The organism is Serinicoccus marinus DSM 15273 (assembly GCF_008386315.1).
Classification (GTDB): domain Bacteria; phylum Actinomycetota; class Actinomycetes; order Actinomycetales; family Dermatophilaceae; genus Ornithinicoccus; species Ornithinicoccus marinus.
The window spans coordinates 1039082-1054793 of the sequence record NZ_CP043808.1; the positions used below are offsets into that span (position 1 = coordinate 1039082).

10 protein-coding genes and 4 pseudogenes are annotated in these 15712 nt (G+C 73.6%); 13 read left to right on the plus strand and 1 reads right to left on the minus strand.

Annotated elements, in window-relative coordinates:
- Positions 1-12: 12 nt before the first annotated feature.
- Positions 13-990 carry an AAA family ATPase gene (locus FU792_RS04960; RefSeq protein WP_022924844.1) on the minus strand — a complete coding sequence of 326 codons (978 nt, stop codon included), beginning with the start codon at positions 988-990 and terminating at the stop codon, positions 13-15.
- A gap of 370 nt (positions 991-1360) precedes the next feature.
- Between FU792_RS04960 and mraZ the strand changes: the two genes are divergently transcribed.
- From mraZ to ftsZ, 13 genes and pseudogenes are all read left to right on the plus strand, one after another.
- Entirely contained in the window at positions 1361-1792 is a 432-nt protein-coding gene (gene mraZ, locus FU792_RS04965; RefSeq protein WP_028130992.1) for a division/cell wall cluster transcriptional repressor MraZ, read from the plus strand.
- A gap of 180 nt (positions 1793-1972) precedes the next feature.
- On the plus strand, positions 1973-2983 hold the full coding sequence (gene rsmH / locus FU792_RS04970; RefSeq protein ID WP_022924842.1) for a 16S rRNA (cytosine(1402)-N(4))-methyltransferase RsmH: 1011 nt from the start codon (positions 1973-1975) through the stop codon (positions 2981-2983).
- Positions 2980-3426: a cell division protein FtsL gene (gene ftsL, locus FU792_RS04975; RefSeq protein ID WP_022924841.1), complete on the plus strand. Its 447-nt coding sequence runs from the start codon at positions 2980-2982 to the stop codon at positions 3424-3426. The genes rsmH and ftsL overlap by 4 nt, the downstream gene beginning before the upstream one ends.
- 15 nt (positions 3427-3441) lie before the next feature.
- Positions 3442-5343 (plus strand): peptidoglycan D,D-transpeptidase FtsI family protein, encoded by a 1902-nt coding sequence (locus FU792_RS04980; protein WP_149814584.1) that lies wholly within the window; start codon positions 3442-3444, stop codon positions 5341-5343.
- Entirely contained in the window at positions 5340-6815 is a 1476-nt protein-coding gene (locus FU792_RS04985; RefSeq protein ID WP_022924839.1) for a UDP-N-acetylmuramoyl-tripeptide--D-alanyl-D-alanine ligase, read from the plus strand. The genes FU792_RS04980 and FU792_RS04985 overlap by 4 nt, the downstream gene beginning before the upstream one ends.
- Positions 6815-7929, plus strand: a pseudogene (gene mraY, locus FU792_RS04990) (phospho-N-acetylmuramoyl-pentapeptide-transferase). Before FU792_RS04985 ends, mraY begins: the two are co-directional and overlap by 1 nt.
- Positions 7926-9481, plus strand: a pseudogene (murD, locus tag FU792_RS04995) (UDP-N-acetylmuramoyl-L-alanine--D-glutamate ligase). The pseudogenes mraY and murD overlap by 4 nt, the downstream one beginning before the upstream one ends.
- Before the next feature lie 161 nt (positions 9482-9642).
- A pseudogene (locus FU792_RS18385) lies at positions 9643-10122 on the plus strand (FtsW/RodA/SpoVE family cell cycle protein); the annotation flags it as partial.
- A gap of 71 nt (positions 10123-10193) precedes the next feature.
- A pseudogene (locus tag FU792_RS18390) lies at positions 10194-10601 on the plus strand (FtsW/RodA/SpoVE family cell cycle protein); the annotation flags it as partial.
- Between the two features lie 300 nt (positions 10602-10901).
- Positions 10902-11984 (plus strand): undecaprenyldiphospho-muramoylpentapeptide beta-N-acetylglucosaminyltransferase, encoded by a 1083-nt coding sequence (gene murG, locus FU792_RS05005; RefSeq protein WP_028130991.1) that lies wholly within the window; start codon positions 10902-10904, stop codon positions 11982-11984.
- Positions 11981-13468, plus strand: coding sequence for a UDP-N-acetylmuramate--L-alanine ligase (gene murC, locus FU792_RS05010; RefSeq protein ID WP_022924833.1), 1488 nt, complete (start codon positions 11981-11983; stop codon positions 13466-13468). Before murG ends, murC begins: the two co-directional genes overlap by 4 nt.
- Positions 13465-14262 (plus strand): cell division protein FtsQ/DivIB, encoded by a 798-nt coding sequence (locus FU792_RS05015; protein ID WP_149814585.1) that lies wholly within the window; start codon positions 13465-13467, stop codon positions 14260-14262. Before murC ends, FU792_RS05015 begins: the two co-directional genes overlap by 4 nt.
- 129 nt (positions 14263-14391) lie before the next feature.
- A complete protein-coding gene (gene ftsZ / locus FU792_RS05020) occupies positions 14392-15702 on the plus strand; it encodes a cell division protein FtsZ (RefSeq protein ID WP_022924831.1) in 1311 nt (436 codons plus the stop codon).
- Positions 15703-15712: the final 10 nt, after the last annotated feature.

Sequence of the window (15712 nt, forward strand, 5' to 3'; positions counted from 1 at the left end):
GGCACCTCTCGGTCAGCGTCCGGACGGCACGGCCGTGCGCTCGACCAGGTCGCGCACGATGTCCTCCGTGCCGCGATGGGCCAGCGACGCCTCACCCGTGGGCAGGACGCGGTGGGCGAGGACGGGGACGGCGACCGTCTGGACGTCTTCGGGCAGCACGTGGTCGCGCCCGGCGAGGGCGGCGTGCGCCCGCGCGGCCCGCAGCAGCTGCAGCCCGGCGCGCGGGGAGGCCCCCAGCCGCAGCAGCCGGTGCGCGCGGGAGGCCGCCATGAGCTCGACGACGTACTGCCGCAGCGCGGCGGAGATGTGCAGTCTCCGGATGTTCTCGATCTGCTGCTGCACGTCGGCCGCCGTGGTCACGGCGCTCAGCCCCTCCAGCGGGCTCACGGCACCGTGCGTCTCGAGCATCGCCATCTCCGAGGCGGCGGCGGGGTAGCCCATCGAGATCCGGGCCATGAAGCGGTCCCGCTGGGCCTCGGGCAGCGGGTAGGTGCCTTCCATCTCGATGGGGTTCTGCGTGGCCATGACGAGGAAGGGGCGGGGCAGGGCGTAGGTCTGCCCGTCCACGGTGACCTGCCGCTCCTCCATCGACTCCAGCAGCGCCGACTGCGTCTTCGGCGACGCCCGGTTGATCTCGTCCCCGACGACGACGTTGGCGAAGATCGCGCCGCGGCGGAACTCGAAGGCACGCGTGTCCTGGTTGAACACGCTGACCCCGGTGATGTCGCTCGGCAGCAGGTCCGGGGTGAACTGCACCCTGCTCACCCGGCAGTCGATGGCCCGGGCGAGCGCCTTGGCCAGCATCGTCTTGCCGACCCCGGGCACGTCCTCGACCAGCAGGTGCCCCTCGGCCAGCAGCACGGTCACCGCGGTGGAGACCGCCTCGTCCTTGCCCTCGATCACGGTGGCGACAGCGCGATGCACAGAGCCGGCGACGGCCTTCACGGCGTCCAGGTCGACGGTGTCGGGCGCGGGAGAGATCGCAGACATGACCCGATCCTGCCAAACTCCCGCCGCGCAGGCCGCACGGCAGGCCTCCCGGCCGCCCGCGGACCCTGGTCCTCCACATCGCCCCACCCCGGACCGGGAGGGCCGCCTGCTGCGGCCCATTGAATGTGTCGCCAGCTTGTGACCTGCGGCGATGCGGGCGGTGGCCGTCAGGACCTGCGACCGCGGTGACCGCGCGCCGGTCCGGCGCAAAATCTCCCTCCACCTCGCACCACCCCCTCTGACCTGCGTCGATGGCCCGCGATCTGGCACCATCGGACCCGAGTGCTCGCCAGAGTGGGGGAAAGTGGAGTAGAGTGGCGCGCACTGGGAGTCGTCCGCACCGGATCGCGTGAAAGGGGTGGTGCACGTGCTGTTCCTCGGCACCTACACGCCCCGCCTCGACGACAAGGGCCGGATGATCCTCCCAGCCAAGTTCCGCGAGCGGTTGGCCGGCGGGGTCGTCATCACCCGTGGCCAGGAGCGCTGCCTCTACGTCTTCACCCAGGCCGACTTCGACGGCCTCGTCGAGCAGTGGCAGAGCAGCCCGACCTCCTCGAAGACGGTCCGGGACTACCAGCGATTCTTCCTCTCCGGCGCCTCGGACGAGATCCCGGACAAGCAGGGCCGGGTCACCGTGCCCGCACTGCTGCGCACGTATGCCGGCATCACCGGTGATTGCACGGTGATCGGCGCCGGCAACCGGCTGGAGATCTGGGACACCCAGGCGTGGGAGTCCTACACCGACGCGCACGAGCAGTCCTTCGCCGACCTCTCCGAGGAGGTGGTCCCTGGGCTCATGTGAGCGCCGGCCCACCCGGGCCCCGGCCTCCCCCCGTCCGCACACGCCGTGCCCCCGACTCCTCTTCCCCGGAGCCGGGACGCACCTCGGCAGCCGACCCGACTTCCCCCGGGCCGGACGCCGGTGGACGGTGGGGGACCAGGATCCGGGTGGCGGGCGCCCGCCGACCAGGGACCACGAGACATGGCCGCCGCCGCGCAGCGCCCCACCCAGGACCGGCACACCCCGGTGATGCTGGACCGGTGTGTCGAGCTGCTGGCCCCCGCGCTGCAGCGCCCGGGCTCGGTCTACGTGGACGGGACGCTGGGGATGGGTGGCCACACGGAGGCCGTCCTGCGCGCGTGCCCGGACGCGAGCGCCGTGGGCATCGACCGCGACCCGCAGGCCCTGGCCCTGGCGACCGAGCGCCTCGCCCCCTTCGGTGAGCGCTTCCGCCCGGTGCACGCGGTGAGCGACGACCTCCCGCAGGTGCTCGCCGAGCTCGACCTGGTGGGCGCCGACGCGGTCCTCTTCGACCTCGGGGTCTCCTCGCTGCAGCTGGACGAGCTGGACCGGGGCTTCGCCTACCGCGCGGACAGCCCGCTCGACATGCGGATGGACCAGAGCACCGGACGCACTGCCGCCGACGTGCTCAACGACACGGAGGTGCGCGAGCTGGAGCGCATCCTGCGCGACTACGGCGAGGAGCGCTTCGCCCGCCCGATCGCCCGCGCCATCGTGCGCCGCCGGGAGAGCGAGCCGTTCACGACCTCGGCACCGCTGGTCGAGCTGCTGCACGACGTCGTCCCGGCGGCCTCGCAGCGCAGCGGCGGGCATCCCGCCAAACGCACCTTCCAGGCGCTGCGGATCGAGGTCAACGCCGAGCTGTCCACGTGGCGGGACGGCCTGGCCGCCGCCCTGCGCGCGCTGCGGGTGGGTGGCCGCATCACCGTCCTGTCCTACCACTCGCTGGAGGACCGCATCACCAAGCGTGGGCTGGCCGACGGCGCGAGCAGCTCGGCCCCGCCGGAGCTGCCGGTCGAGCTGCCCGAGCACCGGCCCTGGCTACGCCTGCTCACGCGAGGTGCCGAGCAGGCCGGTCCTGCCGAGCGCGAGACCAACCCGCGCTCCGCCTCGGTCCGGCTCCGGGCCGCCGAACGCACCCGGACCACCCCCGACCAACCGCACCTGCCCACCCGTGAGGAGCACCGATGAGCCAGATGACCATCTCCGCCCGGCTCGGCCGCACCGCAGCCCTGGGGGCGCGGGGCCGTGCCCGCGCCGTCGACGCCGCCCCGACCTCGGCCAACCACGGCTTCCGGCTGGTGTGCGCCCTGCTCGTGGCGCTCACCTTCACTGCGGTGCTGCTGCTCAACACGGTCCGGGCCGAGGGGTCCTACGTCCTGAGCACCCTCGAGGTGGAGGCCACCGCCCTGCACGACGAGAAGGTCACGCTCGCCGACGAGCTCGCCGGCAAGGAGTCCTCGGAGCACCTCGCCCAGGCCGCCACCAAGCTCAAGATGGTGCCGTCCACGTCCACGGCGACGCTGCGGCTGTCCGACGGTTCCCTCACCGGCGTGGCGTCCAAGGTGGACGGCTCGCGCACGCTTACCGTTGATCTGCCCTCGACGGGCACGGCACCGGCGAAGGACGACTGACAAGGGGTAGGCACCGTGGCAGCACCACGCAACGGTCGTCGACGGACCTCTCCCCGCGCGGTCGCGGCCGGCGTCGCCCACCCGGCCCGGCGCGCCCGCGCGCTCATGCTGGGCGTGCTCATCGTCCTCAGCCTCTTCGCCGCCCAGCTGGTGCGGCTGCAGGGTCTCGACGCCGCGAGCGTCTCCGCGGCGGCCCTGGGGGAGCGGCTGCAGAGCCGGGCCATCCCGGCGGCGCGAGGCAGCATCACCGACGTGGACGGCGAGGACCTCGCGGTCAGCGTGGAGCGGCGGCGCATCGTCGCCGACCCCACCCTGGTGGAGGACTACGAGCGCACCGAGAAAGGTCCCGACGGCAGCACCGAGGTGGTCGGCGAGGGGTATGCCGCGGCCGCCGAGGTGGTCGCCGACATCACCGGGGCCGACGAGGCCGACGTGCTGCGCCGGCTGACCGAGCCGCTGGGGGAGCAGTACGCCATCCTCGTCCCGGACGCCTCGCCCCAGCAGTGGCAGGAGATCAACGCCGCGGGGATCCGCGGGGTCTCCTCCGAGGAGTTCATGCGCCGGGAGTACCCCCTGGGGGAGTCCACCGCGCCGCTGCTCGGCTGGGTCGGGTCCGGCGACATGCCCGCCGGTGGCCTGGAGCTGGTCAACGAAGAGGCGCTGACGGGTGAGCCCGGCGAGGCCCTCTACGAGGTCGGCCGGGACGGCGAGATGATCAGCACCGGCGTCTACGAGGAGGACCCGGCCGAGCCCGGCCAGGACCTGCGGCTCACCCTCGACGGCGACCTGCAGTGGCGCGCCTACGACGCGGTGCGCACCCGGGTGAAGGAGGCCGGGGCGATCTCGGGCTACGCCGCGGTGATGGACATCGAGACCGGTGAGCTGCGCGCGCTCACCAGCTATCCCAGCTTCGACCCCTCGGACAGCACGCAGGACGCCGACGAGATGCGCAACGCGGCGATCGAGGACGTCTACGAGCCGGGGTCCACGTCCAAGCTCATCACCGCGGCGGCCCTGGAGCAGGGCATCGTCGACGTGGAGACCCCGATCGAGGTCCCGGTCACGATGAGCCGGGCCGGGACCCGCTTCAAGGACGCGGAGCCGCACCCGGTGGAGTACCTCACCTTCGGCGGCGTGCTGGCGAAGTCCTCCAACATGGGCACGATCCTCTACGGCGAGAAGCTCTCCGACCAGCAGCTCTACGACTGGATGCGCCGCTTCGGCATCGGCGACCCCAGCGGCCTGGGCCTGCCCGGGGAGTCGCCAGGGCTCGTCCCCGAGCCCTCGACCTGGAGCGCGACGACCCGCTACACCTTCATGTTCGGCCAGGGCCTGTCCGGCACCATGCTGCAGCAGCTCGGCGTCTTCCAGGCGGTCGCCAACGACGGGGTCATGGTGCCCCCGAGCATCGTGGCCGGCACGGTGGACGAGGAGGGGCGCTACACCGAGGACGAGCAGCAGGAGGGCCGCCGCGTCGTCTCCGCGGAGACCGCCCAGACCCTCACCGACATCATGCAGTCGGTGCCCTCCACCGAGGGCACCGCACCGCTCGCCGCGGTCCCCGGCTACCACGTCGCGGGCAAGACCAGCACGGCGAGCCGGGTGGACCCGGAGACCGGGCGCTACTCCGGCGGGGTGACCTCCTCCTTCATGGGCTTCGCCCCCGCCGACGACCCGAAGTACGCCGTCGCCGTGGTCATCCAGGGCCCCACCCGGATCAGCGAGTTCGGCGGCGTCATCGCCGGGCCGGTCTTCGCCGACCTCATGCGCTACACGCTGCAGCAGGAGGGCATCGCGCCCGCCACCACACCACCGACGCAGATCGACATCGAGTTCGACCCCGACGAGAAGGTGGGAGACGGCTCGGGTGACACACTGGGGGACATCGCCATCAAGGACGAAAGGACCGATGGGTGATCCCCCTGACCCTCGGTGAGGTCGCCCGCGTGACCGGTGGTCAGGTCCACCCGGGCTCTCCCGGGACCGAGGACCTGCGCGTCACCGGACCGGTCGTCACCGACTCCCGCGAGGCTGGCCCCGGAGCCCTCTACGTCGCGCGCCGCGGCGAGGTCGCGGACGGGCACGACTTCGTCGACGCCGCCGCCCGGCGGGGCGCGCTCGCCGCCCTCACCAACCGCGTCGTCGAGGGCCTCCCCTGCGTGGTGGTGCCGGAGGATCCCGACCGGCTCTCCGCCCGCCCGGACCGGCCGCCCTACGACGCCGTCACCCGCGCCTTCGCGGCGCTGGGACGCGAGGTGGTCGACCGGTGCGCCGCCGCGGGCGGGCTGCGGGTCGTCGGCATCACCGGCTCCTCGGGCAAGACCTCGACCAAGGACCTCCTGGCGCAGGTGCTGCCGGCGCTGGGCCCCACGCTGGCCCCCGAGGCGTCCTACAACTCCGAGGTCGGCGTGCCGCTGACGGTCTGCCGGCTCACCGAGGACACGGCCTACCTCGTCGCCGAGATGGGCGCCTCCGGCGCCGGTCACATCGCCCACCTCACCGCGATCGCGCCCCCGCAGGTCGCCGTCGTGCTCAACGTGGGGTCCGCCCACCTCGGGGAGTTCGGCTCCCGGGCGGCCATCATGGAGGCCAAGTCCGAGCTGGTGCAGGGGCTGGTGCCGGACGGGCTCGCGGTCCTCAACGGCGACGACGAGGCGCTGGTCGAGACGATGGGGGGCCGGGCCCGCGACGTCGGTGCCCGGGTCGTGCTCGTCGGGCTCGGGGAGCGGGCCGACCTGCGCGCGACCGAGGTCGTCACCGACGAGCGGGGCCGGGCCACCTTCACGCTCACCGCCCCGGGGCTCGGTGCCCCCGAGCCGGGGCTCCGCGTGGCGCTGCAGCTCGTGGGGGTCCACCACGTCGGCAACGCGCTCGCCGTCGCCGCGGTCGCCCACGAGTGGGGTATGCCGTGGGAGCAGATCGCCGCCTCGCTGGCGGCCGCGACGCCCCGGTCGCGCTGGCGGATGGAGGTCACCGAGCGCGAGGACGGCGTGACCGTCGTCAACGACGCCTACAACGCCAACCCCGAGTCCATGCGTGCGGCGCTGCAGAGCCTGGCCGCGATGCGCCGGGCGGAGGGCCGGACGCTGGCCGTGGTCGGGGGGATGCTCGAGCTGGGCGCCGACAGCGACGCCGAGCACGCCGGTGTCGGCGCCCTCGCCGCCCGGCTGGGCGTCGACCACCTCCTGACGGTGGGCGAGGTGGCGCGGCCGGCCGCGACGGCATACCAGCAGGGTGGTGGTGCCCGGGTGAGCTCGGTCGCCGACCGTCACGAGGCGCGCGCCCTGCTGGAGGAGGAGCTGCGGGCCGGCGACGTCGTGCTGCTCAAGAGCAGCCGGGACTCCGGGCTGCGGGTGCTGGGGGACGAGCTGGCGGGCGTGACCGACTGATGGTCAACGTCCTGCTCGCGGGTGCCGTGGCGATGATCTGCGCGCTCTTCGGCACCCCGCTGTTCATCCGCTTCCTCGTGCGCCGCGGCTACGGCCAGTTCATCCGCGACGACGGCCCGACCTCGCACCACACCAAGCGGGGCACGCCCACGATGGGCGGCGCGGTCATCATCGTGGCCACGGTCGTCGGCTACCTGCTCTCGCACCTGCTGCTCATCCTGCTCGACGTCACCGGGATCCTCGAGGTCACGCACTCCCGCTTCAGCCTCAGCGCGATCCTCGTGCTCTTCCTCATCACCGGCCTAGGGTTCATCGGCTTCCTCGACGACTACACCAAGATCTCCAAGCAGCGCAGCCTCGGCCTCACCTCGGTCGAGAAGCTCACCGGGCAGACGGTCGTCGCGATCGTCTTCGCGCTGGCCGCGCTGCTGCTGCGGGGTGACAGCACCCGCTCCCCGGCCTCGACCGCGATCTCCTTCGTCCGCGACACCTCCTTCGACCTCGCCTTCGCCGGCCCGGTGCTCGGGGTCATCCTCTTCATCGCCTGGGCCAACGTGCTCATCGCGGGGCATCCAACGGCGTCAACCTCACCGACGGGCTCGACGGGCTGGCCACCGGGGCCTCGATCATGGTCTTCGCCGCCTACTCCGTCATCGGCATCTGGCAGTACAACCAGAACTGCCAGCTCGCGCCCGGGCCCAACTGCTACGACGTCCGCGATGCGCTCGACCTCGCGGTCGTGGCCTGCTCGGTGGCGGGCGCCTGCTTCGGCTTCCTGTGGTGGAACGCCTCACCGGCCAAGATCTTCATGGGTGACACCGGCTCGCTGGCCCTCGGCGGCGGCCTGGCCGGGCTGGCGATCACCACCCGCACCGAGCTGCTGCTCGCCGTGCTCGGCGGGCTCTTCGTCCTGATCACCCTCTCGGTCATCATCCAGGTCGCGAGCTTCAAGCTGACCCGCAAACGGGTCTTCCGGATGGCGCCGCTGCAGCACCACTTCGAGCTGCTGGGCTGGGCCGAGGTGACGATCGTCATCCGGTTCTGGCTCATCGCCGGGATCTGCGTCGCCGTCGGCCTCGGGCTGTTCTACGGCGAGTGGGTGGCCAACCTGTGAGCGCCTCCCTCGACGACCTCACCCACCGGGACGCCGACTGGGCCGGGCTGCGGGTCCTCGTGACCGGGCTCGGGGTCACCGGCTTCGCGGCCGCCGACGCGCTGCTCCAGCACGGGGCGACCCTCACCGTCGTCGACGCCGGCAGCAGCAACGAGCAGCAGGAGACCCAGGCCGGGATCCTCGGGATCCTCGGCGCCGACGTGCGGCGCGGGCCGGAGCACACTGTCGCGTGGCCGTCCGCCCCGGGGGAGGGGGGTGACACGGGCGAGGGAGGTCCGGGCAGCGAGCCGCTGGACGTCGACGTCGTCGTGACCTCACCCGGCTGGCGTCCGGATCACCCGGTGCTCGCCGCGGCCGCGACCCGCGGCATACCGGTCTGGAGCGAGATCGAGCTCGCCTGGCGGCTGCGCCCGCGGGTCGGCGCCGCCCCCTGGCTCGTCGTCACCGGCACCAACGGCAAGACCTCGACGGTGCGGCTGCTCACCGAGATGCTGCAGGCGGCCGGGCTGCGGGCCATCGCCACGGGCAACGTCGGCACCCCGGTGCTGGACGCGGTGCAGCACCCGGACCCCTACGACGTCGTGGCCGTGGAGCTGTCCAGCTTCCAGCTGCACTTCACCCACAGCATGAGCCCGCTGGCCTCCTGCGTGCTCAACCTCGCGCCGGACCACGTCGACTGGCACGGGTCGATGGAGGCGTATGCCGCGGCCAAGGCCCGCATCTACGGGCGCGGTCGTGCGTCTACAACGTCCAGGACCCACGCACCGAGGCGATGGTCGAGGAGGCCGAGGTGATCGAGGGCTGCCGGGCCGTCGGCTTCACCCTCGGCACGCCGGGGCTGTCGATGCTCGGTCTGGTCGAGGACGTCCTCGCCGACCGTGCCTTCGTCGAGGAGCGGGCGACCTCGGCCGCCGAGCTGGGCACGCTGGCCGACCTGTCCCGGGCCTCCGGTGGCGACGGCAGCGCCGCACCCCCTCCGCACCTGGTGGCCAACGCCCTGGCGGCGGCGGCCCTGGCCCGCGCCGCGGGCATCACGCCTGCCGCGGTGCGAGAGGGCATGCGACGGTTCCGCTCGGAGGCGCACCGCACCACCATCGTCGCCGAGCGGGACGGGCTGACGTGGGTGGACGACTCCAAGGCCACCAACCCGCACGCCGCGCACGCGGCGCTGCTGGCCTACCCGCACCTCGTCTGGGTGGCCGGCGGCCAGCTCAAGGGCGCCGAGGTCGACGAGCTGGTCCAGGAGGTCGCGCCGCGGCTCCGGGGCGTGGTCCTGCTCGGCGCCGACCGCGAGCAGATCGCGCAGGCCCTGCGACGACACGCACCGGATGTCCCGGTCCACGACGCGGGCGTCGCCGACCATGGGGACATGGCTGCGCTGGACCGGTTGATGGACGACGTCGTGGCGCGGTGCGCCGCGCTCGCCCGCCCGGGCGACGTGGTCCTGCTCTCGCCTGCCGCCGCCTCGCTGGACATGTTCCCCAGCTACGGCAGCCGCGGCGACGTCTTCGCCGCCGCCGTGCACCGCGCGCTCGGGGAGGCCGCCCCGTGACCACGATCCTGGACCGGCGAGCCCCGGCCCGGTCGACCGGCACCGCGGGGAGCAGGGCCGGCTGGAGCGTGCAGTCGGTCGGGGAGTGGTTGCGCTCCCCGGTGGCCCCCTACTACCTCGCGCTGGTCTCGGCCTCGGTGCTCACCGGGCTCGGGCTGGTCATGGTGCTGTCCGCCTCGAGCGTCGGGTCCTACCGCGACAACGGCAGCTCCTACACCGTCTTCCTCGACCAGCTCCTCTTCGGTGCCGTGGGCATCGCCCTCGCGGTGGTCGGTTCGCGGTTGCCGGTCTCGCTCTGGAAGCGGCTGGCGTGGCCTGGGATCTTCCTGGCGCTGGCCCTGCAGGTGGCCGTCTTCACCCCCCTCGGCATCGAGTTCCAGGGCAACCGCAACTCGCTGTCGGTCGCCGGCTTCTCGCTGCAGCCCGCGGAGTTCGGCAAGGTCGCGCTCATCGTCTTCGGGGCGGTGGTGCTGGCGGCCAAGCGTCGGGTCATCCACAAGCCGGTCCACGCGGCCGTGCCGCTCATCTTCCCCTTCGGCCTGCTCCTGCTGGGCCTGGTCCTGCAGGGTCGCGACCTCGGCACCGGGCTCATCCTGCTGGCGGTCATGGCCGGGCTGCTGTGGGCGGCGGGGCTGCCCGCCCGCTGGTTCGTCGGGCTGGGCACCGTCGGCGGGATCGGCGTGGCCATCCTCGCCGCGGCAGCGCCAACCGGATGCAGCGCATCGAGGCGTGGATCGGCGGCATCTGCGACAACCCGCAGGTCGAGGGGTGTTTCCAGAAGGTCCACGCAGAGTATGCGCTCGCCGACGGTGGTTGGTGGGGGCTCGGGCTGGGGGAGTCCCGGGAGAAGTGGGGACTGCTGCCCGAGCCGCACAACGACTTCATCCTCGCGATCATCGGCGAGGAGCTCGGCCTGCCGGGCAGCCTGGCGGTGCTGGGGCTCTTCGCCGTGCTGGCGTACTCCTGCTTCCGGGTGGTCACCCAGGCCGAGGACGGCTTCACCCGGCTGGCTGCCGGCGGCCTGCTCGTGTGGTTCATGGGTCAGGCGGTGCTCAACATCGGGTCGGTGATCGGGATGCTGCCCATCATCGGCGTGCCGCTGCCGCTGGTCTCCAGCGGCGGGTCGGCCCTCATCGCCGCGCTCATCGGTGTCGGCCTGCTCCTTGCGCTCGCCCGGTCGCTGCCGGGCGCCGACGCGGCGCTGCGCGGGCGCACGGGGACGCTGCGGCGCACACCTGGCCGCCGTCCCGGGCCGGGCGGCGCCAGGCGCCGGCGGCCGGCGGCGGACGTCGCGGCCGACCCGGGGCCGCCGGCCACCGGGCGGACGGCGGTGACCGGCCGACCGGAGGGCGCCGCACCTGGGCCCGGAAGAAGCCACGGAGGACAGCACGGTGATCGGCCCGGAGGGCGGCTCGGTGTCGTGCTCGCCGGGGGTGGGTCGGCAGGCCACGTCAACCCGCTGCTCGCCACCGCTGACGCGCTGCGGCGCCGGGTCCCGGACAGCGAGCTGCTCGTGCTGGGCACCGCCGAGGGGCTGGAGGCCCGGCTCGTCCCCGAGCGCGGCTACCCGCTCACCGTCGTGCCCAAGGTGCCCTTCCCCCGTCGCCCCGACGCGACGGTCGCGCGCTTCCCGGGCGCTCTGCGCCGGGCGGTCGCCGCCGCTCGGGACGCCATGCGATCGGTGAAGGCGCAGGTCGTCGTCGGCTTCGGCGGCTACGTCGCCACCCCGGCCTACCTCGCCGCACGGCGCGCCGGCATACCCATCGTCATCCACGAGCAGAACGCCCGCCCCGGGTTGGCCAACCGCCTGGGCGCGCGCTTCACCCCGCACGTCGCCACGACCTTCGACCTGACCCGGCTCCCGCACGCCACACCGGTGGGCCTGCCGCTGCGCGAGGAGATCCGCACGCTGGACCGCGCCGCCTCCCGGGCCGAGGGGCTCGCCGAGTTCGGGCTCGAGGACCGGCGTCCCACCCTGCTCGTCTTCGGCGGGTCGCTCGGGGCGCAGCGCCTCAACGGTGCCTTCGCGACCGCCGGTGCCGACCTGCTCGCCGCGGGCGTCCAGGTGCTTCACCTCACCGGGGCGGGCAAGGACGTCGACGTGCCCGCCCCCGACGACCGCACGGGTGCCCGCTACGTCGCCCGGCCCTACACCGACCGGATGGACCTCGCGTATGCCGTCGCCGACCTCGCGGTCGGACGCTCCGGCGCCGGGACGGTCTGCGAGCTGGCCGCGGTCGGTCTGCCCGCGGTCTACGTGCCGCTGCCCATCGGCAACGGGGAGCAGCGGCTCAACGCCCGCGGCGTCGTCGAGGCCGGCGGCGGTCTGCTGACCGAGGACGCCGCCGTCACCCCGACATGGGTGCGCGACGTCGTGCTGCCGCTCGTCCAGGACGGGGAGCGGGTGGCGCGGATGGCGGCCGCCGCGGCCGAGCACGGCGACCGTGACGCGGCCGACCGGCTGGTCGACATGGTCTTGCGCGCGGCGGGACACCCGGCATGAGCGCCCCCCGGTTCGACTTCACCGTCCCGGTGCCGCCGGTGGACGAGCTCGGCCCCGTGCACTTCGTCGCGGCGGGCGGGTCCGGGGTGTCCGGGGTGGCCCGGATGTTCCTCGACCACGGGGTCCCGGTGTCCGGGTCGGACCAGCAGGACAGCGCCACGCTGCGCGCCCTGGAGCAGGCCGGTGCCCGGGTCCACGTCGGGCACGACGCCGCCCACCTCGGCGGCGCCAGCACCGTCGTGGTCTCCGGCGCGGTCCGGGAGGACAACCCCGAGCTGGCAGCCGCCCGCGCGGCCGGTCTGCGGGTGCTGCACCGGTCCCAGGGCATCGCCGCGCTGCTGCACGGGCGTCCGGCGGTCGCGGTCGCGGGGGCCAACGGCAAGACCACGACGAGCGCCATGACGGTGGCAGCGCTGCAGGCCGCCGGGGCGGAGCCCGGGTATGTCATCGGCGCGCCGCTGGCCAGCAGCGGCGTCAGCGCAGCGCTCGGTGGCCCCCGGGCCCCGCTCGTCGTGGAGGCGGACGAGAGCGACGGCAGCTTCCTCACCTACCGGCCTCAGGTCGCGGTGGTCACCAACGTCCAGCCCGACCACCTCGACTTCTACGGCGACGCCGCCGCGGTGGAGGCGGCCTACCGCGACTTCGTGGCGACCCTCCCCGACGACGGGCTGCTCATCACCTCCCTCGACGACCCCGGCGCCGCCCGGCTGGCGCGCGACGCGCGCGACGCAGGCACCCGCGTCCTCACCTGGGGGGCGGGTGGCGCGGACGTGCAGGTGGACGAGGTGAGCACCCACGGGACGACCTCGACCGGTCGCCTCACCTTCCGCTCCGGTGTCGGCGCGGTCGAGCCGGGGGCCACCGTGCGGCTGCGGCTGCCGGTGCCCGGTGAGCACAGCGTGCACAACGCCACCGCGGCGCTGCTCGTCGCGATCGCCGGCTTCGGCCTTGCGCTCGAGCCCGCGGTCGCCGGGCTGGAGAGCTTCGCCGGGGCGCACCGTCGCTTCGAGCGGCTGGGCGCCCACGGCGACGTCGAGGTCGTCGACGACTACGCACACAACGCGCCCAAGGTCGGCGCCGTGGTGCGCGCCGGTCGCAGCGCGGCGGGGGAGCGTCGCCTCGTCGTGGCCTTCCAGCCGCACCTGTTCTCCCGCACCCGCGACTTCGTCGACGGCTTCGTGGCGGGCCTCGCCGGCGCCGACGTCGTGCTGCTGCTCCCGGTCTACCCCGCCCGGGAGCGCCAGGAGGACTTCCCCGGTGTCGGCTCCGAGCTGCTGCGGCAGGGACTGCTCGCGCTCGGCCCCGGCGCCCCGCGGGTGGAGACCGTCGGTTCTGTCGACACCGCGGCGGCCGCGCTCGCCGCGTTGCTCGCCGACGGGCGGGAGACGCTCGTCGTCACGGTGGGGGCGGGTGACGTGACTCGGGTGGGACGTCAGCTGCTGGACCTGCTGGGCGACGGCTCGGGACAGGAGGCCCGGACGTGAGGGCGGGACTGCCGTGGCGCGGGCGTCGGGGGCGGGGCTCGGCGGGCGGTCGTCGCCCCGCCCGTCCGCCGCGGATCGGGAGGCGGGCCCTGCTCGTCTGGAGCGCCGTCGTGTTCGCCGCGGCCGCCGCCATGGTCTTCCTCTTCTATTTCTCCGCCGCCTTCGTCGTCAAGGACCTGCAGGCCACAGGTGCCCGTGAGGAGGTGGCGGCGAGCGCACTCGAGCATGCCCAGATCCCGCAAGGTCGCCCCCTGGCGCGGGTGTCGGAGGGCCGGGTGAGCGATCGGGTGCTGGAGGACCCGCGGGTCGAGTCGGTCGAGGTGGAGCGTGACTGGCCGTCCTCGGTGACGCTGGTGGTCACCGAGCGGGACCCGGCGGTCGCGCTCCGCGGAGGCGGGTCGACGTGGCTCGCCGACGACACCGGGGTGGTCTACGAGCAGGTGGACGACCCCAGCAACAAGCTGCCGCTGATCAGGCTGCGCTCGGACCCCACCGAGCTGGACGCCGCGACGGTGACCGGTCTGGCCGAGCTGTGGCGGCTGCGGCCGGACCCCGACACGCTAAAGGGTGATCTCGGTGCCCCCGCGGTGGGGCGGGACGGCTCGGTCGAGATGGACCTGGGGCAGGTCACCCTGCTGTGGGGGGAGCCGACCGACAACGAGACGAAGTGGAGCGTCGTCACCGCGCTGCTGCGGCAGGAGACCATCGATCCGCAAGGGGCGCTGGCGATGACGATCGACGTGCGGATCCCCGGCACGCCGGTGGTGTCCGGATTGCCCGAGGCCACGAGCTGAGCCCACCCTCGACCTTCGACTTGAGGTCGAGGTTCAGTCTCGCGCTGGCTGGTGGTGAGCGAGCGTATGCTCGCGCACACGCACCGCATCCATGCACCGCACCCCGCACCCGCACCCGAAAGGTCCATCGTGTCCGCAGCGCAGAACTACCTGGCCGTCATCAAGGTCGTCGGCATCGGCGGGGGTGGCGTCAACGCCATCAACCGCATGATCGAGGTCGGCCTCAAGGGTGTCGAGTTCATCGCCATCAACACCGACGCGCAGGCCCTGCTCATGAGTGATGCCGACGTCAAGCTCGACGTCGGGCGCGAGCTGACCCGCGGCCTGGGGGCCGGCGCGGACCCCGAGGTGGGTCGTCGGGCGGCGGAGGACCACACCGAGGAGATCGAGGAGGCGCTGCGCGGTGCCGACATGGTCTTCGTCACCGCCGGCGAGGGCGGCGGGACCGGCACCGGCGGTGCGCCGGTCGTGGCCAAGATCGCGAAGACGCTGGGGGCGCTGACCATCGGTGTGGTCACCCGTCCGTTCACCTTCGAGGGCCGCCGGCGAGCCAACCAGGCCGAGTCCGGGATCGCCACGCTGCGCGACGAGGTGGACACCCTCATCGTCATCCCCAACGACCGGCTGCTGTCGATCTCCGACCGGACCGTGTCGATGCTCGACGCCTTCCGCAGCGCGGACCAGGTGCTGCTCTCCGGTGTGCAGGGCATCACCGACCTCATCACCACCCCGGGCCTGATCAACCTCGACTTCGCCGACGTCAAGTCGGTGATGCAGGGTGCGGGGTCGGCGCTCATGGGCATCGGCTCGGCACGCGGGGAGGACCGGGCCGTGCAGGCGGCCGAGCTGGCGATCTCCTCGCCGCTGCTGGAGGCCAGCATCGAGGGCGCGCACGGCGTGCTGCTCTCGGTGCAGGGCGGCTCGGACCTCGGGCTCTTCGAGATCAACGAGGCGGCCCGCCTGGTGCAGGAGGCCGCCCACCCCGAGGCCAACATCATCTTCGGCGCCGTCATCGACGACTCCCTCGGCGACGAGGTGCGGGTCACCGTCATCGCGGCCGGCTTCGACGGCGGCGTGCCCGGTCGCAGCGAGGGCAATGAGCGCGCGCTGGGCCAGGTGCAGGCCGGGGGAGCGGGCCGGCAGCAGGGCGGCGGCCAGCCTCAGCAGCGTCCGGGCGCCTCCCAGCAGCAGCAGCCGCAGCAGCGCCCCGGCTCCGAGGGTCAGCAGGCTCCGGCTCAGGCGCCGCAGCAGCAGCGTCCCGCGCAGCCGGCGGAGTTCCCGCAGGGCGAGCGTCGCGACGCCGACGCCCAGCCGCAGGCAGAGCGGGAGCAGGCTCCGGCCCAGGACGGTGGGCAGCAGCAGCGGCCGGTCCAGCAGCCGCCCCGGCAGGTGACCTTCGAGGACTCCGACGACCTGGACGTGCCCGACTTCCTCAAGTGAGGCGGTAGTT